At 70.3% G+C, this 20,956-nt stretch carries 22 protein-coding genes and 1 tRNA gene; 13 read left to right on the top strand and 10 right to left on the bottom strand.

What is annotated here, in order from left to right; genetic code table 11:
• Positions 1 to 66 precede the first annotated feature (66 nt).
• The 5 genes from thiD to ACE3TE_RS01435 all read right to left on the bottom strand — a co-directional run bounded on the left by thiD (position 67) and on the right by ACE3TE_RS01435 (position 4,136).
• Positions 67 to 888, bottom strand: a complete 822-nt coding sequence (gene thiD / locus ACE3TE_RS01455) for a bifunctional hydroxymethylpyrimidine kinase/phosphomethylpyrimidine kinase (RefSeq protein WP_374601535.1) — start codon at positions 886 to 888, stop codon at positions 67 to 69.
• A gap of 43 nt (positions 889 to 931) precedes the next feature.
• The gene (locus ACE3TE_RS01450; RefSeq protein WP_374601533.1) at positions 932 to 1,591 is read right to left on the bottom strand and encodes a YoaK family protein; all 660 of its coding nucleotides are present in this window, start codon (positions 1,589 to 1,591) and stop codon (positions 932 to 934) included.
• Positions 1,592 to 1,595: 4 nt separating this feature from the next.
• Positions 1,596 to 2,993 carry a PhoH family protein gene (locus ACE3TE_RS01445; protein ID WP_374601532.1) on the bottom strand — a complete coding sequence of 466 codons (1,398 nt, stop codon included), beginning with the start codon at positions 2,991 to 2,993 and terminating at the stop codon, positions 1,596 to 1,598.
• A gap of 92 nt (positions 2,994 to 3,085) precedes the next feature.
• On the bottom strand, positions 3,086 to 3,568 hold the full coding sequence (locus ACE3TE_RS01440) for a peroxiredoxin (RefSeq protein ID WP_374601530.1): 483 nt from the start codon (positions 3,566 to 3,568) through the stop codon (positions 3,086 to 3,088).
• A 7-nt stretch (positions 3,569 to 3,575) separates the two neighbouring features.
• A complete protein-coding gene (locus ACE3TE_RS01435; protein WP_229668443.1) occupies positions 3,576 to 4,136 on the bottom strand; it encodes a glycine cleavage system protein R in 561 nt (186 codons plus the stop codon).
• 115 nt (positions 4,137 to 4,251) lie between these two features.
• On the opposite strand from ACE3TE_RS01435, the gene dapA reads away from it, so the two are divergent.
• On the top strand, positions 4,252 to 5,142 hold the full coding sequence (gene dapA, locus ACE3TE_RS01430) for a 4-hydroxy-tetrahydrodipicolinate synthase (protein WP_374601528.1): 891 nt from the start codon (positions 4,252 to 4,254) through the stop codon (positions 5,140 to 5,142).
• Between the two features lie 60 nt (positions 5,143 to 5,202).
• On the top strand, positions 5,203 to 5,742 hold the full coding sequence (locus ACE3TE_RS01425) for a hypothetical protein (RefSeq protein WP_374601527.1): 540 nt from the start codon (positions 5,203 to 5,205) through the stop codon (positions 5,740 to 5,742).
• Positions 5,743 to 5,812: 70 nt separating this feature from the next.
• On the opposite strand, the gene fdxA is transcribed toward ACE3TE_RS01425, so the two are convergent.
• Together fdxA and ACE3TE_RS01415 are read right to left on the bottom strand one after the other, a co-directional pair.
• Complete coding sequence (gene fdxA / locus ACE3TE_RS01420; protein WP_374601525.1) at positions 5,813 to 6,136, bottom strand: ferredoxin FdxA; 324 nt, start codon at positions 6,134 to 6,136, stop codon at positions 5,813 to 5,815.
• Positions 6,137 to 6,229: 93 nt separating this feature from the next.
• A tRNA-Glu gene (locus ACE3TE_RS01415) sits at positions 6,230 to 6,305 on the bottom strand.
• A gap of 116 nt (positions 6,306 to 6,421) precedes the next feature.
• Here ACE3TE_RS01415 and pcnB point away from each other — a divergent pair.
• The 5 genes from pcnB to pgi are packed head-to-tail and all read left to right on the top strand — an operon-like array spanning position 6,422 to position 11,547.
• Positions 6,422 to 7,804, top strand: a complete 1,383-nt coding sequence (gene pcnB / locus ACE3TE_RS01410; protein ID WP_374601523.1) for a polynucleotide adenylyltransferase PcnB — start codon at positions 6,422 to 6,424, stop codon at positions 7,802 to 7,804.
• Complete coding sequence (folK, locus tag ACE3TE_RS01405) at positions 7,801 to 8,304, top strand: 2-amino-4-hydroxy-6-hydroxymethyldihydropteridine diphosphokinase (RefSeq protein WP_374601521.1); 504 nt, start codon at positions 7,801 to 7,803, stop codon at positions 8,302 to 8,304. The genes pcnB and folK overlap by 4 nt, the downstream gene beginning before the upstream one ends.
• 24 nt (positions 8,305 to 8,328) lie before the next feature.
• Positions 8,329 to 9,156, top strand: coding sequence for a 3-methyl-2-oxobutanoate hydroxymethyltransferase (gene panB, locus ACE3TE_RS01400; RefSeq protein ID WP_374601519.1), 828 nt, complete (start codon positions 8,329 to 8,331; stop codon positions 9,154 to 9,156).
• Entirely contained in the window at positions 9,153 to 10,004 is an 852-nt protein-coding gene (gene panC, locus ACE3TE_RS01395) for a pantoate--beta-alanine ligase (protein ID WP_374601914.1), read from the top strand. The genes panB and panC overlap by 4 nt, the downstream gene beginning before the upstream one ends.
• Before the next feature lie 28 nt (positions 10,005 to 10,032).
• Positions 10,033 to 11,547, top strand: coding sequence for a glucose-6-phosphate isomerase (gene pgi / locus ACE3TE_RS01390; protein WP_374601517.1), 1,515 nt, complete (start codon positions 10,033 to 10,035; stop codon positions 11,545 to 11,547).
• Positions 11,548 to 11,594: 47 nt separating this feature from the next.
• Here the strand turns inward: pgi and queG are convergent, their stop codons facing one another.
• Entirely contained in the window at positions 11,595 to 12,710 is a 1,116-nt protein-coding gene (queG, locus tag ACE3TE_RS01385; RefSeq protein ID WP_374601516.1) for a tRNA epoxyqueuosine(34) reductase QueG, read from the bottom strand.
• 23 nt (positions 12,711 to 12,733) lie between these two features.
• Here queG and ACE3TE_RS01380 point away from each other — a divergent pair, with 23 nt between their 5' ends.
• From ACE3TE_RS01380 to ACE3TE_RS01355, 6 genes are all read left to right on the top strand, one after another.
• The gene (locus tag ACE3TE_RS01380) at positions 12,734 to 14,212 is read left to right on the top strand and encodes an NAD(P)H-hydrate dehydratase (protein WP_374601514.1); all 1,479 of its coding nucleotides are present in this window, start codon (positions 12,734 to 12,736) and stop codon (positions 14,210 to 14,212) included.
• Entirely contained in the window at positions 14,209 to 14,670 is a 462-nt protein-coding gene (gene tsaE / locus ACE3TE_RS01375; RefSeq protein WP_374601513.1) for a tRNA (adenosine(37)-N6)-threonylcarbamoyltransferase complex ATPase subunit type 1 TsaE, read from the top strand. The genes ACE3TE_RS01380 and tsaE overlap by 4 nt, the downstream gene beginning before the upstream one ends.
• Before the next feature lie 108 nt (positions 14,671 to 14,778).
• Positions 14,779 to 16,128: an N-acetylmuramoyl-L-alanine amidase gene (locus ACE3TE_RS01370; RefSeq protein ID WP_374601511.1), complete on the top strand. Its 1,350-nt coding sequence runs from the start codon at positions 14,779 to 14,781 to the stop codon at positions 16,126 to 16,128.
• A 53-nt stretch (positions 16,129 to 16,181) separates the two neighbouring features.
• A complete protein-coding gene (mutL, locus tag ACE3TE_RS01365; RefSeq protein WP_374601510.1) occupies positions 16,182 to 17,981 on the top strand; it encodes a DNA mismatch repair endonuclease MutL in 1,800 nt (599 codons plus the stop codon).
• Positions 17,981 to 18,928, top strand: a complete 948-nt coding sequence (locus tag ACE3TE_RS01360) for a DUF1684 domain-containing protein (protein ID WP_374601509.1) — start codon at positions 17,981 to 17,983, stop codon at positions 18,926 to 18,928. Before mutL ends, ACE3TE_RS01360 begins: the two co-directional genes overlap by 1 nt.
• A gap of 26 nt (positions 18,929 to 18,954) precedes the next feature.
• Entirely contained in the window at positions 18,955 to 19,839 is an 885-nt protein-coding gene (locus tag ACE3TE_RS01355) for a TraB/GumN family protein (protein ID WP_374601507.1), read from the top strand.
• On the opposite strand, the gene rsxB is transcribed toward ACE3TE_RS01355, so the two are convergent.
• Together rsxB and rsxA are read right to left on the bottom strand one after the other, a co-directional pair.
• Positions 19,818 to 20,369 (bottom strand): electron transport complex subunit RsxB, encoded by a 552-nt coding sequence (gene rsxB, locus ACE3TE_RS01350; protein ID WP_374601506.1) that lies wholly within the window; start codon positions 20,367 to 20,369, stop codon positions 19,818 to 19,820. The genes ACE3TE_RS01355 and rsxB overlap by 22 nt on opposite strands.
• A complete protein-coding gene (rsxA, locus tag ACE3TE_RS01345) occupies positions 20,369 to 20,950 on the bottom strand; it encodes an electron transport complex subunit RsxA (protein ID WP_374601504.1) in 582 nt (193 codons plus the stop codon). Before rsxA ends, rsxB begins: the two co-directional genes overlap by 1 nt.
• Positions 20,951 to 20,956 lie beyond the last annotated feature (6 nt).

Genomic DNA, 20,956 nt, shown 5'->3' with positions numbered 1-20,956 from the left:
GGAGGGCTCCGGAAAGGGGCGGGGACTGCGCCCGATGCTACCGGAGGGCGGGCCGGAACCGCCAGTTCAGGGGCCCGGCACCTCGCCGCGGCGCCGCCAGAAATGGTCGAGGACCGCGGCCGATCCCTTGCCCGGGCGGTAGGCGGACTGCAGGGCGCAATGCACGTAGTCGGTGGCGCTGGCGCAGGCTTCGCGCAGCGACAGGCCGCGGCAGAGGTTGGCGGCGATGGCCGAGGCCAGGGTGCAGCCGGTGCCGTGGCCTTCGAGGTCCAGCCGCGGGTGTTCGAACTCCAGCAGCGCCTCGCCGTCGTCGAACCGGTCCACCATCGCGCCGGTGCCCGGCAGGTGGCCGCCCTTGAGCAGCACGGCGCCGGCCCCCAGGGCCAGCAGTTCAACGAGCGCGGCCTCGGCCGCCTCGTCGTCGGCGACCGGATGGCCGAGCAGCAGTTCGGCTTCCGGGATGTTGGGCGTGACGACCGTGGCCAGCGGCAGCAGGCGCCGGCGCAGGGCGTCGAGTGCGGCGTCCTCGAGCAGCTTGGCCCCCGAGGTGGCGACCATCACCGGGTCAAGCACCACGGCCCGGGGACGGTGCGCTTCGAGGGCGTCCGCCACCGCGTTGATGATCCGCGCGTTGGCCAGCATGCCCAGCTTCACCGCGCCGATCTCGAAGTCGGCAAAACAAGCATCGATCTGTTCGCGCAGGAAGCTGGCCGGCGGCACGTGCACCGCGGTGACGCCGCGGGTGTGCTGGGCGGTGAGCGCCGCCAGCGCGCTCAGGCCATGCACGCCGTGGGCGGCGAAGGTCTTGAGGTCGGCCTGGATGCCGGCGCCACCGCCGGAATCGGAGCCGGCGATGGTCAGCGCGCAGACGGGTCGGGTGTCGGTCATGGCGGCATGGTCGCGGCTGGATCGGGCTTAGTCCAGTCCCGGCTCAGGCGCCGCGCCGCCGCCAAAGGGCGTAGGCGAGGCCGGTGCCGCCAGTGAGCGCGGCGGGCAGGTAAAGCGCCGAATAGTCCACGCGCTCGAAGGCCAGGGCGCCGACTACGCCGCCGGCCAGGAAGGCGCTGATGATCACCAGGCACAGCCAGAGTCGTCGTCGCGCCAGCGGCAGCCCGCGCAGCGCATGGCCCAGCATGATGCCCAGGTCGGTGAACATGCCGCTGACGTGCGAGGTGCGCACCACCGCGCCGCTGTAGGTCGTGGCCATGGCGTTCTGCAGGCCGATGGCGCCGGCGGCCAGCAGCGGCCCGGCGAACAGGCCGCGCTGGAACAGCGGCACCGCCGCCACCAGCAGCAGCGCCTCCAGCGTCAGCGCCACGCCGTAACGGCGTCCCAGGCGCAGCACGCTGTCCTGGATGAGCAATCCGCTGAAGGCGGCGCCGGCGACGAAGGCCAGCACCATGCCCGCCAGCTGCATCGCGGCGCCAGTTTCGCCGCCGGCCAGCGCGGCGCCGAGCAGGGTGGTGGTGCCGGTCAGGTGGGTGATCGCCTGGTGCTCGAAGCCCAGGTAACCGACGACGTTCACCATGCCGGCGACGAAGGCCAGGGCGGCCGCACCCACCCAGACCCAGGTCGCCAGCCGTTCGGCCATGGCGCTACAGCACTTCCGAGGCGTAGTCGGCCAGGCGCGAACGTTCGCCGCGGCGCAGGGTGATGTGCGCGCTGTGGTTCCAGTTCTTGAACCGGTCCACGGCGTAGGTCAGGCCCGAGGTGGTCTCGGTGAGGTAGGGCGTGTCGATCTGCTCGACGTTGCCCATGCAGATGATCTTGGTGCCCGGGCCGGCGCGGGTGATCAGCGTCTTCATCTGCTTGGGCGTGAGGTTCTGCGCCTCGTCGACGATGACCCAGCGGTTGAGGAAGGTGCGGCCGCGCATGAAGTTCATCGAACGGATCTTGATGCGGCTGGCCAGCAGTTCGTTGGTGGCGCCGCGGCCCCAGCTGCCGTGGTCCTCGGTGTGCGTGAGCACTTCGAGGTTGTCGGTCAGCGCGCCCATCCACGGCGTCATCTTTTCCTCTTCGGTGCCGGGCAGGAAGCCGATGTCCTCGCCGACGCTGACCGTGGCGCGGGTCATGATGATCTCGCGGTAGCGCTGCACGTCCATGGTCTGGGTCAGGCCCGCGGCGAGCGCCAACAGGGTCTTGCCGGTGCCGGCGGTGCCGAGCAGGGTGACGAAGTCGATCTCCGGGTCCATCAGCGCGTTGAAGGCGAAGTTCTGCTCGCGGTTGCGCGCGTTGATGCCCCAGACCTGGTGCTGCGGGTTGCGGAAGTCGTCGACGATCTGCAGTACCGCCTTCTGGTCGTCCAGGCGCGCGACCTTCATTTCCACTTCGTCGTCGCCGGGCATGTACAGGAACTGGTTCGGGTACCAGCCGTCGTCGTCCCTTCGCGCGACTTCGTAGAAGGTGCGGCCGCGGTCGGTCCAGCTGCGCAGGCTGCCTTCGTGCAGCTCCCAGAAATCGGCCGGCAGCTCGGTGGCGCCGGTGAAGAGCAGGTTGAAGTCGTCGATCGCGCGGTCGTTTTCGTAGTCCTCGGCCTTGACGCCGCAGATCGATGCCTTGATGCGCAGGTTGATGTCCTTGGACACCAGCACCACCGGCACGCCGGGATTGTCCTCGATCAGCTGCAGGATCGAACCGAGGATCTGGTTGTCCGGCAGCACGGTGCCGAAACGCTTGCCGACCTCGACCTGCTTGAGCTGGAAGCGCAGGCAACCGATCGCTTCCGCCGAACGTAGCTGCAGGCCCTGCGGCCGCACGAGTTTCACGCCGTCCTCGATGCTGTCGCTGCCGTGGGCGACGATGATCTCGTTGAGGAAGCGGCTGACCTGGCGGGCGTTGCGGCTGGCTTCCGAGTGGCCCTTCTTGCCGTTGTCCAGCTCCTCCAGGACCATCATCGGGATGAAGACGTCGTGTTCCTCGAACTTGAACAGGGCGGTGGGGTCGTGCATCAGCACGTTGGTGTCCAGGACGTAGATGCGCTTCGATCGGGTCATGGGCTTCTCGGGCTAGGGGCGTGGGCCCCGGAAAGGACAGCGCCGCCGATGCTCGCGGGGCGAGTCGGCGGCGGGGATGTTCGGAGGGAGGGTCACTTTGCCCTGGCGGCCTGCTGGTGCTGCTTGAGTGCTTCGTAAACGGCGTCGGCGTGGCCGGCCACCTTCACCTTGCGCCACTCTTGCGCGATGCGGCCCTGCGGGTCGAGCAGGAAGGTGCTGCGCTCGATGCCCAGCACCTTGCGGCCGTACATGTTCTTCTCTTTGATTACGTCGAAGGCCTGGCACAGGGCTTCGTCGGCGTCGGAGACCAGGTCGAAGCGGAAACCCTGCTTCTCGCAGAAGTTGGCGTGCGACTTCACCGAATCACGCGACACGCCCAGCACTTCGGCGCCGGCGCGGCGGAATTTCGTCAGCAGGGCGTTGAAGTCGTTGCCCTCGGTGGTGCAGCCGGGCGTGGAGTCCTTGGGGTAGAAGTACAGCGCCAGCCATTTGCCGCGGTAGTCGGAAAGCTTCGCGGTGGTGCCGCTGCCCAGGGTGAGCGGGAGGTCGGGGATCTTGTCGCCGTTTCCGGTCATCGCGTCCTCAGAATTTCATCGGGTCCATGATGGCGTCGAGGTTGAGGTGGTCGCAGAACTCGAGGAAGTCGTCGCGCAGCGCGGCGATGTGCATGTTCGCCGGGATGCCGATGGTTACCTGGGCCGAGAACATGTCGGCGCCCGTCTGCATCGCGCGGTAGCGCGAGCTGTGCAGGTTCTCGACGGTGATGCCCTGGCGGTCGAAGAAATCGGCCAGCTGGAACAGGATGCCGGGCTTGTCGGCCGCCACCACCTCGACGATGTAGGGCAGCAGGTTCGACTGCGGGGCCTTGGGGCCGGTGCGGTACCAGACGAGCTTGTAGCCGTCCTCGCGTTCGAGCCGGCCAAGCATGGCCTCGAGCTTGGCCACCGCGTCCCAGGAGCCGACGGCCAGCGCGGTGACCGAAACATCGCGGCCGACGGTGGTGAGGCGGGCATCGACCAGGTTGCAGCCGCTGTCCGAGATGCGGCGGCTGACCGACAGCAGCGGCGACTGCGGATGCGTGGTGTACGCGCTGATCAGCAGGTGGTTCTCGTTGGCGGTCGGGCGTGCGGCAGGGTCGGTCAAAGCGAAGGTCCAAGGGGGCGCGGCAGGGGGCGCGCCTGGCGGTCCCGGCCAGCATACTTGCCGCCGCTTTGAGGCCGCAAGTAAGATCGCAGGCAGTCCCTGCAAGGCATTCATTTTGCAACTTTCCGGCAGCATCACCGCGCTGGCGACGCCGTTCACGGCCGCCGGCGAACCCGATTTCGACGCCTGGTCGCGACTGATCGACCGCCAGCTTGAAGCCGGCACCGCCGGCATCGTCGTCGCCGGCTCCACCGGCGAGGCCGCCGCCCTCACCGACGCCGAATACATGGCGCTGCTCAGGGCCGCCGTGCAGCAGGTCGACGGGCGCATCCCGGTGCTGGCTGGCACCGGCCTGTCGAACACGGCGAAAACCATCAGCCAGACGCGCCTGGCCCGCGACGGCGGCGCCGACATCGCGCTGGTGGTCACGCCGCCCTACGTGCGGCCCACGCCCGAGGGCCTGGTGGCGCATTACCGCGCGGTCGCCGATCAAGGCGGGCTGCCGGTGGTGCTGTACAACGTGCCGGGTCGTACCGGCTGCGACATGTCGCCGGACGTGGTGGCGCAGCTGCGTGGGCACCCGAACATCATCGGCCTGAAGGAAGCGCGTGGCGACGAAGCCCGCTGGCAGGCGCTGTATCCGCTGGGCGGCGAGGGTTTCGCGCTGCTTAGCGGCGACGACCCCACTTTCGTGCGCGCCATGCTGGGAGGTGCCGCCGGCGTCATCTCGGTGGCCTCGAACGTGGTGCCCCGGGCGTTCGCCCGGCTTTGCCGGCTGGCGCGGGAAGGGGATGCGGGGCAGGCGAGGGCACTCGACGCCCGGCTGGCCGACCTCAATCACTTCCTCGGCGTCGAGCCCAACCCGATCCCGGTCAAGGCCATCCTTGCCCGCCAGGGCATCGGCGCCGGCCTCCGGCTGCCGCTGCTGCCGCTCTCGCAGGGCCACGCTGCGGCAGCCGACGCCATGACGGCGCTGTGCGAGCAGATCGAATCCGAACTGAAGTAACCTAGCCGACTTCAAATCCCGCGCGTGCGCCCCCGGCGCGCCGCTCCCCAGGAGAACCCCATGACCGCCACCCTTTCCTTCCGCCCGCTGATGGTCGCCACCCTGGCCGTGGCGGTGCTTGCCTCCAGCGGCTGCAGCTGGGTCCGCAGCAAGTGGGGCAACGAGGCCGAATACCAGGCCAGCCGCCAGAACCAGCCGCTGGAAGTGCCGCCGGGCCTGGACGTGCCGTCGACCGCCGGCGCCATCACCATCCCCGCCGCCAGTCCGTCGGCGCCCCGCGCCGCGGTCGCCACGGGCGTGCCCTCGGCCACCGAAGCGCAGACCGTCGCCGGCATCGACGCCTTCACCCTGGCCGACTCGGTGGCCAGCAGCTGGCGCCGCATCGGCATCGCGCTGGGCAAGATCGAAGGCGCCAGCATCGGCGAGCGCGCGCAGCTGCTCAACAGCTACGAGGTCAGCTACAAGGGCGTGACGGTGCTGGTGCGCGCGGAAGCCGCCGACGGCCAGACCCGCGTCGTGGCGCTGGGTCCGGATGGCCAGCCGGTGCGCAGCGGCGTGGCCACCGAGCTGCTGGCCCTGCTCAAGGCCCGCCTGGGCTGAGGTCCCGTCCCGGCGGCAAGCAAAAAGGGCGCCCGGTGGGCGCCCTTTTGACGTCAGGGGGAAGCCCGGCTCAGCGCTTGAGCTCGCCAAGCTTGCCGGTCTTGCCGTCCCAGTCGGCGGCGTCGGGCAGCGGGTCCTTGCGCGTGGTGATCACGGGCCAGTCCTTCGAGAGTTCGGCATTGAGCGCGATATAGCCTTCCTGGCCCGCCGGCACGTCGTCTTCCGGGTAGATCGCCTTGGCCGGGCACTCGGGCTCGCACAGGGTGCAGTCGATGCACTCCTCCGGGTCGATCACCAGGAAATTCGGGCCTTCGTGGAAACAATCCACCGGGCATACCTCGACGCAGTCGGTGTATTTGCAGCGGATGCAGTTCTCGGTGACGACGAAGGGCATGGGGATTCCCGGTTCTGGCGACTCTGGCCCGACATTGTACCGGCCGGGGCCCGGAACGAAGAAGGCCCGGCATGGCCGGGCCTTCGGAATGGGTGGCGCTCCCTAGGGGACTCGAACCCCTGTTCCAGCCTTGAGAGGGCCGTGTCCTAGGCCACTAGACGAAGGGAGCGCGGATGGCGAAGCGATGAAGCGGCGGTTAGTATAGCGGGCTTGATCGTCTGCGGGAAGCCACACGGCCCGCCGGCGCCCGCCCGCCGCGCAAGGATCCCGCGCCGCCTCCAGCCCATGACGGACACCGCCATTCCCAGCCTGAACCCGCCCGAGGTCGTGCCGCGCGCCGAACACGGCATTTCCCGCAAGGACATCAGTCCGAACGCGCTGCGCGTGCTGTACCGGCTCCGCGACGGCGGCTTCCAGGGTTACCTGGTCGGTGGCGCCGTGCGCGACCTGCTCGCCGGCGGCCATCCCAAGGATTTCGACGTCGCCACCGACGCCACGCCGGAACAGGTCAAGCAGCTGTTCCGCAATTGCCGGCTGATCGGCCGCCGGTTCCGCCTGGCGCACGTGGTGTTCGGCCGCGAGATCATCGAGGTCGCGACCTTCCGGGCCAACAGCTCCAACGACACCGACGACCGCGAAACCGACGACGGCGGCCGCCTGCTGCGCGACAACGTCTACGGCACGATCGAGGACGACGCGGTGCGCCGCGATTTCACCGCGAACGCGCTGTACTACACGGTCGAGGATTTTTCAGTGCGCGATTACGTCGGCGGCTATGCCGACGTGCGCGACCGGGTGCTGCGCCTGATCGGCGACCCGGTCGAACGCTACCGCGAAGACCCGGTGCGCATGCTGCGCGCCGCCCGGCTGTCGGCGAAGCTGGGTTTCTCCATCGCACCCGAGGCCGCCGAACCGATCCCCGGCCTGGCCGACCTGCTGTCCTCGGCGCCGCCGGCGCGGCTGTTCGATGAATGCCTGAAGATGTTCCTGGCCGGGCACGCCGAGAAGAGTTTCCTCACGCTCGAGGAACTCGGCCTGCTGCCGGCCCTGTTCCCCGAGACCGCCAAGGCGCTGGCCACCAACCGCAGCGGCGCGCTGCGCGCGATGGTGCTGCAGGCCCTTCGCAGCACCGACGAGCGCATCGCCCAGGACAAGCCGGTGACGCCGGCCTTCCTGTTCGCCGCGCTGCTGTGGCCGGCGTATTGCCGGGAACTGGCCCTGCTGCAGAACCAGGGCGTGGACGCCGGCGTCGCCCAGCAGCGCGCCGCCGACCGCGTGACCCTGCACCAGGCCCAGCGCATCGCGCTGCCGCGGCGTTTTTCGCTGCCGATGCAGGAAATCTGGCTGCTGCAGGCGCGCTTCTCCCAGCGCGTGCGCAAGCGCGTGTTCCGGCTGCTGGCGCACCCGCGTTTCCGCGCCGCCTTTGATTTCCTCGAGCTGCGCGCCAGCGCCGCGCCGGATGTCGCCGCGGACCTGGCCTTCTGGCGCGAGGCCCAGGCGCAGGCGCCCGAGCAGCTGGCCAGCCGGCTGTCGCCCAAGACGTTGCCCCGCGGCGCCCACGACGAAGCCGGCGGCGAGCCTTCCGACGGCGACGCCGACGAGGACCGTGGCCCGCGCCGGCGTCCGCGCCGTCGCCGGCGCAAACCCGCCGGCGGCGGCTCCGAGTGACTCCGACCGTCCCGGTGCCGGCCTGGGTCGCGATCGGCGGCAACCAGGGCGAGGTCCGGGCCACGCTGGAAGCGGCGACCGGGGACATCGGCGCCCTGGCCGGCACGCGCGTCCTGGCGGCATCGGCGATCTACCGCACGCCGGCCTGGGGCCGGACCGACCAGCCCGATTTCCTCAACGGCGTGCTGGCGATCGAAACCACGCTGCCGGCGCCGGTGCTGCTGGAAGGACTGCTGGCGATCGAGCGCCGCTTCGGCCGCACCCGCGCAGCCGACGACGTCCGCTGGGGCCCGCGCACGCTCGACCTGGACCTGCTGCTCTACGGCGACCAGGTGCTGGAGCTGCCCGGCCTGAGCCTGCCGCACCCGCGCCTGCATGAACGCGCCTTCGTGCTGGTGCCGCTGGCGGAGATTTCGCCGGAGCTGGTCGTGCCGGGTCGCGGCCCGGTCGGGCAACTGCTCGCGAAGGTGGATGCGTCGGGCATTGAGGCGATACCTTAGGCTTTCCCCTTCCTGGACGCCGCCATGTACGCCAACGAACAAAAGGCCGCGCCGCGACCGCGCCTGACGGTCCCCGCGCTTCGCGGCATGAAGGCCCAGGGAAAGCGCATCGTGTCGGTCACCGCCTACGACGCCGGCTTCGCGCGCTGCGTGGACAGCGCCGGCCTGGACTTCGTGCTGGTCGGCGATTCGCTGGGCATGGTCTGCCAGGGCCACGACAGCACGCTGCCGGTCACGGTCGACGACATCGCCTACCACGTCGCCTGCGTGGCGCGCGGGCTGTCGTCGGCTCTGCTGGTCGCCGACCTGCCGTTCCAGGCCGATGCCACGCCGGAGCGCGCGCTGGCCGCGTCGACCCGCTTCCTGCAGGTGGGCGCGGCCATGGTGAAACTCGAAGGCGCCGGTCCCAAGCTCGAGGTGATCCGCTTCCTGTCGGAGCGAGAGATACCGGTCTGCGCGCACCTGGGGCTCACGCCGCAGTCGGTGCTGCGCCTGGGTGGTTACAAGGTGCAGGGTCGCGAGCAGGCCGCCGCCGACCGCCTCGCCGCCGACGCCCGCGCGGTCGCCGATGCCGGCGCCGACATGCTGGTGCTCGAGTGCGTGCCTTCGGCCCTGGCCAAGCGCATCACCGACGACATCGCCATTCCCACCATCGGCATCGGCGCCGGCCCCGACTGCGACGGCCAGATCCTGGTGCTGCACGACCTGCTTGGCCTCAACAGCGGCCATCGGCGCCCGCGCTTCGTCAAGGATTTCCTGGCCGAAGGTGGCTCCGTCGAAGGCGCCCTGCGCGCCTATGCCGACGCGGTGCGCGACGGCAGCTTCCCCGGCCCCGAACACGGATACGCCTGATGCAGACCCATGAAACCCTGGCGTCGCTGCGCGCCCAGCTCCGCCACTGGCGCCGGGAGGGGGCGAGCGTCGGCTTCGTGCCGACGATGGGCAACCTGCACGCGGGGCATTTCGCGCTGGTGGAACTCGCGCGCAAACACGCCGACAAGGTGGTGGCCAGTATCTTCGTCAACCCCACCCAGTTCGGGCCCAACGAGGACTACGCGCTGTATCCGCGCACGCCGCAGCGCGACATCGACGCGCTGGCCGCGCACAAGTGCGACGCGCTGTACCTGCCGGACGTCGAACAGATGTATCCCTTCGGCACGATGGGCTGCGTGCAGATGCACGTGCCGGGCATCACCGACATCCTTTGCGGGGCGCACCGGCCCGGGCATTTCAACGGCGTCGCGCAGGTGGTCGCGCGGCTGTTCAACATGGTCCAGCCCGACCTCGCGGTGTTCGGCCGCAAGGATTACCAGCAGCTGCAGGTGATCCGTTACATGGCCAGGGAGATGAGCTTCCCGGTCGAGATCATCCCGGCGCCGACCCTTCGCGAGGCCGATGGCCTGGCCATGAGTTCGCGCAACCAGTACCTGCAGGGCGACCAGCGCCAGACCGCCACGCATATCCACCAGACCCTGCTGTTCATGCGCGATGCCGCGCGCCAGGGCCTGCCGGTGCGCGGCATCGAAGACGAAGCGGTGTCGCGCCTGGAGGCCGCGGGGTTCTCGGTGGACTACGCGGAAGTGCGGCGCGCCGACCTGTCGCGGCCGCGTTCGCCGGACGAGCCGGGCCTGCTGGCCCTGATCGCCGCGCGACTGGGCCGAACGCGGCTGATCGACAACCTGGCGTTCGACGACGCATGAACCGACCGGCCAGCCTTCGGGAACACGCATGCTGACCGCGGTGCACTGGCAGGCCCTGCGCCAGCACGGCAAACGCCTGGCGGCGAAGCCGCTGGCCGAACTGATGGCCGCCGAACCGGCGCGCGCCGGCACCTGGTCGCTGCGGGTCGGGCCGATCCACGCCAGCTTCGCCCGGCAGCGCATCGACGACACCGCCTGGGCGCAGCTGCAGTCGCTGGCCGGCCAGGCTGGCCTGGGTCCAGCGCTTGCGGCGCTGTTCGACGGCGAGGTGGTCAATCCGACCGAGGGACGTCCGGCCCTGCACAGCGCGCTGCGCGGCGACGTGGGGCAGGGCGCCACCGCCCGGGCCGCGGCGGCGCAGGCCCGCGAGGCCCGCGGACGCATCGACCAGCTGCATGCGCAGCTGGCGGCCGGGCCGGTGACCGACATCGTCAGCGTCGGCATCGGCGGCAGCGACCTGGGGCCCCGGCTGGCGGTCGACGCGCTGCGCGACTTCCACGACGGCCGCTTCCGCGTGCACTTCCTGACCAACGTCGACGGCAGCGCCGCGCGCCACCTGCTGGCCGACCTGGACCCGGCGCGCACCGCCGGCATCCTGGTGTCCAAGAGCTTCGGCACCCAGGAGACCCTGCTCAACGGTGCGATCCTTCGCGACTGGCTGGGTGGCGCCGAGCGTCTGTACGCGGTCAGCGCGAACATTGCTCGCGCCGAGGATTTCGGCATCCCGCGCGAGCGCGTGCTGCCGATGTGGGATTGGGTCGGCGGGCGGTATTCGCTGTGGTCGGCGGTGGGTTTCGCGCTGCAGCTGGCGATTGGCCACGACGGCTTTGCGCGCCTGCTCGAAGGCGCGGCGATGATGGACCAGCACGTGCGCGACGCACCGCCGGCGCGCAACCTGGCGGCCTGGCACGGCCTGTTCGCGGTCTGGAACCGGAACGCGCTGGGTGCCGCCAGCCATGCGGTGATGCCTTACGACCAGCGGCTGGCCTTGCTGCCGGGTTTCCTGCAGCAGCTGGTGATGGAGAGCCTGGGCAAGTCGGTGCGCCTGGACGGGAGTCCGGTACTGGGGCCTACCGTACCGGTGCTGTGGGGTGGGGCGGGCACCAATGTCCAGCACAGCTTCTTCCAGGCCCTGCACCAGGGCACCGACATCCTGCCGGCCGATTTCATCGGCGTCGTGCGGCCTGCCCATGGTTTCGACCAGAGCCACCACGCCTTGCTCGCCAACCTGCTGGCGCAGTCCGAAGCGCTCGCCAACGGGGCGGCTTCGGAGGATCCGCACAGGCGTTACCCCGGCGGCCGGCCCAATACGATGTTCCTGCTCGACGAGCTGACGCCGTATTCGCTCGGCGCGCTTCTGGCGATGTACGAACACAGCGTGTACGTGCAGTCGGTGCTCTGGGGCATCAACGCCTTCGACCAGTGGGGCGTCGAGCTTGGCAAGAAAATCGCCGGCGAACTGCTGCCGGCGGTGGCGGGGGATGTGGAGCCTTCCGACCCGGTCACCCGCGCTCTCATCCACGAAATTCGCTCACGGCGGTGAAAACCGGGGTCAGAGTCCAATTTTGAAAACCCGGGTCAGAGTCACGTTTAAGAAACCCGACTCTGACCCGGGTTTTCAAAATTCGACTCTGACCCCTTCGCGGACCCCTTCGCGTGGCGGGCCAGGGCCCAGGCGACGTGTTCGCGCACGAGGTCGCTGGGGTGGTCGCGGCGCGAGGCCAGGGCCGACAGCACCTCGGGCGTCGTCGGCGCATTGCCCAGGGCCACGGCGATGTTGCGAAGCCAGCCTTCGTGGCCGGTGCGGCGGATCGCGGAGCCTTCGGTGCGGCGCAGGAATTCGTCCTCTTCCCAGGCGAACAGTTCGGCCAGGCTGGCCTGGTCCAGGCCATTGCGGGCGCGGAAGTCCGGCTCGTCGTGGCGCACCGCGAACTTGTTCCAGGGGCAGGCCAGCTGGCAGTCGTCGCAGCCGAAGATGCGGTTGCCGATCAGCGGGCGCAGTTCCTCGGGAATCGCCTCGCGCAGTTCGATCGTCAGGTAGCTGATGCAGCGCCGTGCATCCACCCGGTAGGGCGCGACGATGGCGCCGGTCGGGCAGACCTCGATGCAGCGCGTGCAGGTGCCGCAGTGGGCGGTCGCCGGCGCGTCCACCGGCAGCGGCAGGTCGGTGTAGATCTCGCCCAGGAAAAACCAGCTGCCGGCACCGCGGTTGATCAGGCAGCTGTGTTTTCCGATCCAGCCCAGGCCGGCGTCGCGGGCGAGGGCGCGCTCGAGCACCGGCGCCGAATCGACGAAGGCGCGGTAGCCGAACGGCCCGGTTTCCCCCGCGATGCGGTCGGCCAGCTTCTGCAGGCGGTTGCGCATCAGCTTGTGGTAGTCGCGGCCCAGGGCATAACGGGCGACGTAGGCGCGCCGGCCGTCGGCCAGCGTGGCCCAGGCCTCGGCATCCTCGTCGGTGCCGTAGTCCAGCCGCACCGAAACCACCCGGATGGTGCCCGGCACCAGTTCATCCGGGCGGCCGCGCTTGTCGCCGTGCCGCGCCATGTAGTCCATGCGCCCGTGCAGGCCCTGCGCCAGCCAGTCGCGCAGGTGCGCTGCATCGGCATCGAGGGTGATGCCGGCGATGCCTACCTGCTGGAAGCCCAGTTCGGCGCCCCAGGCCTTGATGGCCCGCGCCAGTGCGTGCATGTCCGAGGTGTCGTGCATGCCGGCAAGTATAGAATCCCGTCATGGCCGACATGTTCCCCCTCTACCGCGCGGACCAGGTGCGCGCGATGGACCGCCGCGCGATCGAACAGTGGGGCATCCCCGCGCTCGAACTGATGAACCGCGCCGGCGCGGCGGCCTGGGCCCTGCTTCAGGCCCAGTGGCCGCAGGCCAGGACCATCGGCGTGGCCTGCGGGCCGGGGAACAACGGCGGCGACGGCTACGTGCTCGCGCGGCTGGCCCGCACGGCAGGCCGCACGGTCCACGTGGTGTCTGCCCCCGGCGGTCATCCGCGCCGGGATCCGGCCCGGGCGGCGCTGGCGGCCTGGCGGGAAGCCGGCGGGCGGGTCGAGTCCTTCGACGGCATGCTGCCGGACGTGGATGTCTGGGTGGACGCGATCTACGGCATCGGCCTCTCGCGTCCGCCCACCGACGCCGTGCGCGCGCTGATCGAACGCATCAATGCCAGCCGCCGGCCGGTGCTGGCGCTGGACGTGCCTTCGGGCCTGGATGCCGACCGGGGCCATGCGCCGGGCATGGTGGTCAATGCACGCACGACGATTTCCTTCATCGCCGCCAAGCAGGGGCTTTACACCGGCCATGCGCGCGATGTCGACGGCGAAGTGCGCGTGGACCGGCTGGGCCTGCCGCCGATCGACACCGACCAGGACCCGCCTTCGGCCTGGCTGGTCCGCGACACCGACCTGTCCGCCTGGCTGGCCCCGCGCCACGCGAATGCGCACAAGGGCGAGAACGGCCATGTGCTCTGCATCGGTGGCGAAGTCGGCATGGGCGGCGCGGTGCGACTGTGTGCCGAAGCGGCGCTGCGCACCGGCGTTGGCCTGGCCAGCGTGGCCACGCGCAGCGCCGGCGTGGCTGCCCTGGTCGCTGCCCGGCCCGAGGCGATGACCCACGCCGTCGAAGATGCGCGCGCGCTGGCCCCCTTGCTCGGCCGCGCCAGCGTACTGGCCGTCGGGCCGGGCCTGGGCCAGGGCGACTGGGGTCGGGAGTTGCTTGCGGCCGCGCTGGCCACCGGCAAGCCCGCGGTGCTTGATGCCGACGCGCTGAACCTGATGGCGTCGGCGCCCGGGTTCGTGCCGCAGGCCGTGCTGACGCCGCATCCCGGCGAGGCCGGTCGCCTGCTCGGCTGTTCCACCGCCGAGGTACAGGCGGATCGTTTCGCGGCGGCGGCTGCGCTCGTCGGGCGTTACCAGGCCGTGGTGGTGCTCAAGGGCGCCGGCAGCGTGGTCGCGGCGCCGGACCGGGTGCCCGTGGTGATCGCCGCGGGCAACCCGGGCATGGCGACCGGCGGCATGGGGGACGTGCTGTCGGGCGTCATCGCCTCGCTGCTGGCGCAGGGCCTGCCGGGCTTCGAAGCGGCCGTCGCCGGGGCGCTTCTGCATTCCACGGCCGGTGACGCCGCCGCCCGCGTCGACGGCGAACGCGGGCTGCTGCCCTCCGACCTGTTCCCGCACCTGCGCCGCCTGGCCAATCCCGCATGAGCGAGCGCGAAATCTCCCTGGCCGATCCCGAGGCCACCGATGCCCTGGGCCGCCTGCTCGCGGGCAGCCAGCCGCCGGGCGCCGTGGTCTTCCTGGACGGCCCCTTGGGCGCCGGCAAATCCAGCCTGGCCCGGGCCTGGCTGCGTGCCCTCGGGGTCACCGGCCCGGTGAAGAGTCCGACCTACACCCTGGTCGAGCGTTACCCGCTGCCGGCCGGCGGCGAAGCAGCACACCTGGACCTCTACCGGCTGGCGGATGCCGGCGAGCTGGACTTCCTGGGCCTGGACGAACTCGCGGACGCCGGCCTTTGGCTGGTGGAATGGCCGGATCGCGGGGCGGTCGGGCTTCCGCCGCCCGATCTGCGCATCCGGCTGGCCATGGACGGATCCGGGCGGGTGGCTCGCCTGCAGGCCTGCAGCGCCCGCGGCGAGGCCTGGCTGGGCCGGCTCCCCGGATAGTGTGTTTGGGGCCCCCTTCTTACCCAATTCCTAGGAAGGTGGGGCAGGTGCCGGATTACAAAGGAAAAAGTCCTTGCATTCGTGCAAGGGCGGTGCTTCAATCGGCCCATGCGCCGGATCCGGGTCCTTGCCATCTCCTTTGCCGCCCTGCTGGGCGTCGCCGCCAGCGTGGCCCAGGCCGCGCAGCTGCGAGCGCTGACCCTGGTCGAGGGGGAGTCCGGCACGCATGCCGTGCTCGATCTTTCGGCACCGGCCGACTACAAGGTTTTCACCCTGGCCAACCCGCACCGCTTGGTGCTGGACCTGTCGGGCTCCTCGGTGGCCAGTGGTTTCCGTGCCCCGTCGCCCAACGGCCTGGTCTCGGGCGTGCGCACCGGCAAGCCGGCCGAAGGCGAACTGCGCGTGGTGCTCGACCTGGGCAGCGCGGTGCAGCCGCGCAGCCGCATCGAACGCGAAGGTGATTCGGCCCGCCTGATCGTCGAACTCATTTCCAACAACCGCCCCAGCGGCACGCCCGCCGTGGCGCGCACGCTCGAGGATGTCATCGGCGCCGGCGAACGCAAGCTGGTGATCGCCATCGACGCCGGCCACGGCGGCAAGGACCCGGGCGCGATCGGTCCGAGCCGCAAGTACGAAAAAGACATCACCCTGGCGATGGCACGCGAGCTCGCCCGGCAGGTGAACGCCGATCCGGGCATGGAAGCTTTCCTGGTCCGCGACGCCGACGTCTTCATCCCGCTGCACGAGCGCTACCAGAAGGCGCGCGAAGCCCAGGCCGACCTCTTCATCTCGGTGCACGCCGACGCCGCCCACAACAAGGCGGCCAGCGGCGCCTCCGTGTACGTGCTCTCGCTGCGCGGCGCCTCGTCCGAAGCCGCGCGCTGGCTCGCCGACCAGGAGAACGCCGCCGACCTCGTGGGCGGCGTGTCGCTGGATGCGCGCGACAAGAACCTCGCCGCAGTGCTGCTCGACCTTTCGCAGAACGCCACGATGCGCGTTTCCGACGACGTCGCCGGCGAAGTGCTGTCGGCGCTCAAGGGCATGGGCAAGACCCACAAGAAGCAGATCGAACGCGCCAACTTCGTCGTGCTGCGTTCGCCCGACGTGCCCTCGATGCTGGTCGAAACCGGCTTCATCACCAATCCCGGCGAAGAAACCCGCCTGTCCGATCCGGCCTACCGCGGCCGCATGGCCAGCGCCATCGTGTCGGGCGTGCGCAACTACTTCGCCAATCAGGCGCCCCCGGGCACCTGGTATGCCGCGCGCCAGGGCACCCTGGGCGGCAGTCGCCAGCACGTGGTCAGCCGCGGTGAAACCCTGAGCCTGATCGCGCAGCGCCACGGCGTGCCGATGAATTCAATCCGCGCCGCCAACCGCATCAGCGGCGACACCGTGAAGGTCGGCGAACGCCTGACCATCCCGGCGGCCACCGCCACGCTGGCCGGCCTGCCGGAGTAAGCCGCACCGCCGCTGGTATCATCGGGCCTGTTCCCACCCAGGCCCCGCGCGACGTGCCGATCCAAGCCCTGCCCGACACTTTGGTCAACCAGATCGCCGCCGGCGAAGTGGTCGAACGCCCCGCGTCGGTGGTCAAGGAGCTGGTCGAAAATGCACTGGATGCCGGCGCCGGCCGCGTCGACATCGAGCTCGAGGAAGGCGGCGTGCGGCTGATCCGCATCCGCGACGACGGCGGCGGAATCCCGGCCGCGGAGCTGGCCCTGGCGATCTCGCGCCACGCCACCAGCAAGATCAGCTCGATCGAAGACCTCGAGGAAGTCGCGACGCTGGGCTTTCGCGGCGAAGCGCTGCCGTCGATCGCCTCGGTCAGCCGGTTCGCGATCAGTGCGCGTCCGCGCGGCGAGGCGCAGGGCGCGCGCCTGGAGGTCGACGGCGGCCGCGTTGGCGAGGTCACGCCGCATCCGCATCCCGATGGCACCACGGTCGAAGTGCGCGACCTGTTTTTCAACGTGCCGGCGCGGCGCAAGTTCCTGCGTGCCGAACGCACCGAGCTCGGCCACATCGAGGAATGGCTGCGTTCGCTGGCGCTGGCCCGTCCGGGCGTCGAACTGCGCATCAGCCACAACGGCCGCGCCAGCCGCCACTACAAGCCCGTGCGCGACGGCGGGGAACGCCTGCGCCGGGTCGCCGAGGCGCTGGGCGAGGATTTCACCCGCCAGTGCCTGGCCGTCGAACATGCGGCCGCCGGCTTGCGCCTGCACGGCTGGGTCGGCCTGCCGACCGCGGCGCGCTCGAGTGCCGACCAGCAGTACTTCTACGTCAATGGCCGTGCGGTCCGCGATCGTACGGTCGCGCATGCGGTGCGCCAGGCGTATTCGGACGTGCTGTTCCATGGCCGGCATCCGGCCTTCGTGCTGTTCCTGGAGTGTGATCCGCGCCAGGTGGACGTCAACGTGCACCCGGCCAAACACGAGGTGCGTTTCCGCGAACAGCGCCTGGTGCATGAATTCATTTACCGAACCCTGCACGAGGCGCTGGCCGGCACGCGCGCGGGCGCAGCCGCTGCGGAAGCAGCTTCGCCCTTGCCGGGGCAGCTGGCAACGGCGGCGCTGCCCGCCGGTGGCGGTGGCGGTGGCTGGGCGCCGCGCCAGGACGGCCTCGGCCTGCCCGTGCGCGAGGCGATGTCTGCCTATGCCTCGCTGTATCGCGCGCCGGCACCGGGGCAGGGCGGCGCAAGCCCGGCGCCAGCGGCCGCCAACGAAGGCGAGGCGCCGCCGCTGGGGTATGCGCTCGCACAGCTGCACGGCGTGTTCGTGCTGGCGGAGAATGAACACGGGCTTGTGCTGGTCGACATGCACGCCGCCCACGAGCGCATCACCTACGAACGCCTGAAGGCGGCGCTGGACGGCGAGGGCATCCGCAGCCAGCCCCTGCTGGTGCCGGTGTCGCTGGCGGTCAGCGAACGCGAGGCCGATGCCGCCGAACAGCATGCCGAAGCCCTGCTTGAATATGGCTTCGAGATCCGGCGCGCGGGCCCGCAGGCCCTGTCGATCCGCGCCGTGCCCAGCCTGCTGGCCGACCTGGACCCGCGTGCACTGGCCCTGGACGTGCTCTCGGACCTGCGCGAACACGGCAGCAGCCGCAAGCTCGAACAGGCCCGCAACGAACTGCTTTCCACCCTGGCCTGCCACACCTCGGTGCGCGCCAACCGCCGGCTGACGCTGCCGGAGATGAACGCACTGCTTCGCGACATGGAAGCCACCGAACGCAGCGGCCAGTGCAACCACGGCCGCCCGACCTGGGTGCAGCTGAGCAAGGCCGAACTCGACCGACTTTTCCTCAGGGGACGCTGATGCGAACGATCCTGCTGCCCGGACTCGCCCTGTCCGCCGCGCTCGCCGGTTGCGGCGGCAACGACGGCGAAAACAATGCCGACGCGGCCGCCCGCGCCGAGCAGGCCGCGCGCACGGCCTACGAGCGCGAGATCCGCGCCTGGCGCAACGAGCGCGTCGAACGGCTGACGCGTCCGGATGGCTGGCTGTCCCTGGTCGGGCTGCACTGGGTGGGCACCGGCACGACCTTCGTCGGTTCGGCCAGGGACAACGGAACCCGCCTGGAGCTTGGGCCGCCGCAGCTGGGCATGCTTAGCCTGGACAAGGACGGCAGCGCGCGCCTGGACGTCGCCGAGGGTGCGGAAGTCTGGATAGACGGCGAACCGGCGAAGGGACGCGTCGAGCTGGTTTCCGATGCGCGCGGCAAGCCGACGGTCGTCGGCTTCAACCGGGGCGACGCCAGCTTCATCCTGATCGAACGCTCCGGTCGCCATGCGCTGCGCGTGCGCAACGCGATGGCGCGCACGCGGACCTCGTTCCCGGGCATCGACTATTTCGACATCGATCCCGGGTTCCGTTTCCAGGCGCGTTTCGAAGCGTATCCGGCCGGCAAGACCGTGGACATCGTCAACATGCTGGGCATGGTCGAGCCCATGGCGAATCCGGGCCGGGTGTTTTTCGAGAAGGACGGCGTCAGCTACAGCCTGGAAGCGCTGGACGAAGGCGATGGCCGGCTGTTCTTCGTATTCGCCGATCGCACCAGCGGCCATGAAACCTACGCGGCCTCCCGCTTCCTCTATGCCGAAGCCGCCGGCCCAGACGGCAGCACGGTGCTGGACTTCAACCGTGCCTACAACCCGCCCTGCGCCTTCACCCCGTACTCGACCTGCCCGATGCCGCCCCCGGAAAACCGCCTGGATCTGCGCATCGAGGCGGGCGAGAAGAAGCCCCTGCCTTTCCCCGAATAAGCCCCCACGTTCAAAGGACCCCCCGGATGCGCCTGGCCTGGATCGCCTGCCTGCTCTGTCTGACCCTGCTTGCCGGCTGCGCCCGCGCCGAGCCACCCCGGCCGCTGCTGTGGAAGGTCAGCGACGCCGACAACAGCGTCTACCTGCTCGGTTCCTTCCATTTGCTGCGCCCGGGCGACTATCCGCTGGCCGCAAGCACGGACCTGGCCTTCGAGGACGCCGAATCAGTGGTGTTCGAACTGTCGCCTTCGGAGATGAACGACCCGGCACTGGGCCAGATGATGGGCGCCGCTGCACGGCGCGAGGACGGCAAGCGCCTCCAGGACACCCTGGCACCCGAAACCTGGGCGCAGCTTCAGGCCTGGGCGCAGCGCCGCGCCGTGCCGCTGGAGAACCTTCAGGGCTTCGACGCCTGGTTTGTCAGCCTGACCATTTCGCTGGTGGAAATGCAGGCCCTGGGCCTGGATCCGAAGATGGGGCTGGACCGCCATTTCGCGCAGCGCGCCACCGAAGCCGGCAAGCCTGCCGAAGGCCTGGAAACCGGCGCCGCGCAGATCGCCCTGTTCGACGGCATGGACCCGCGCCTGCAGCAGCAGTCGCTGGAGGACGTGCTGTCCGATGCCGGGGAGATGGAGCAAAACATCAACCGCCTGCACGAACTGTGGCGCCGGGGCGACGTGGCCGGCCTGGAAGCCGAGACAAATGAGCGCATGCGCGACGAGTACCCGGAGCTGTACGCGCGCATCAACCGCGACCGCAACCTGGCCTGGCTGCCGGTGATCCGGCAGCGGCTCGACCGCGGGGGCAGCGACGAAGACGTGCTGGTGGTCGTGGGCGCGATGCACCTGCTGGGCGAGGACGGCCTGGTCGCGCTGCTGCGCGGGGCCGGTTACACCGTCGAACGGCTCTGAACCCCGGGTCGGGGCCAGCGGTACTCGCTTGCCCGCGGCGCCGGCGGCACCAGTTCGATGCAGTCCACGGGGCAGGGCGGCAGGCACAGCTCGCAGCCCGTGCACAGTTCGGGGATCACCGTATGCATGCGTTTGGGCGCGCCGATGATGGCGTCGACCGGGCAGGCCTGGATGCACTTGGTGCAGCCGATGCAGTCTTCTTCGACGATCAGCGCGAGCAGCGGCGGCTTGACGACGCCGTTTTCCGGATTCACGGGCTTGGGTTCGCGCCCGAGCAGTTCGGCCAGTGCACGCACGCCGGCCTCGCCGCCGGGCGGGCACTGGTCGATGTCGGCCTCGCCGCGGGCGATGGCTTCGGCATAGGGTTTGCAGCCCGCGTAGCCGCACTGTCCGCACTGGGTCTGCGGCAGCAGCCGGTCGATGCGCTCGACCATCGGGTCGGCCTGCACGCGAAAGCGCACCGTTGCCCAGCCCAGCACGGCGCCGAACACGGCGGCCAGGAACACGACCACCAGCACCGACAGCCCCATCAGGCCGGCACCATGCCGGTGAAGCCCATGAAGGCCAGCGACATCAGGCCTGCCGTGACCAGCGCGATCGGCGTGCCGCGCCACGCCGCGGGCACGTCGGCGGCTTCAAGGCGTTCGCGCATCGAAGAAAACAGGACCAGCACCAGACCGAAGCCCACCGCGGCGCCGAAGCCGTAAAGCACGGCCTCGAACAGGCCCCGGCGCGCCTGCACGTTCAGCAGCGCCACGCCGAGTACGGCGCAGTTGGTGGTGATCAGCGGCAGGTAGATGCCCAGCACGCGGTACAGGCGCGGGCTCTGGCGGTTCATCACCGTTTCCGTGAACTGCACGACGGCGGCGATGACCAGGATGAAGCCGAGGGTGCGCAGGTGCTCCAGGCCCAGCGGCGCCAGCAGCCAGTGGTGCACGCACCAGGCCAGGGCGGCCGACAGCGTGAGCACGAAGCCGGTGGCCAGGGCCATGCCGTAGGCGGCATCGAGCCGCCGCGACACGCCCATGAAGGGGCACAGCCCCAGGAACTTCACCAGCACGAAGTTGTTGACGAACACCGCGCCGACCAGCAGCAGGGCGATGTCGTCCATGCGGGC

This window comes from Arenimonas sp., from assembly GCF_041919775.1.
Lineage (GTDB): Bacteria > Pseudomonadota > Gammaproteobacteria > Xanthomonadales > Xanthomonadaceae > Arenimonas.
Note: the sequence above shows the minus strand (reverse complement) of the source record. Positions and strands in the feature narration are given on the sequence as shown.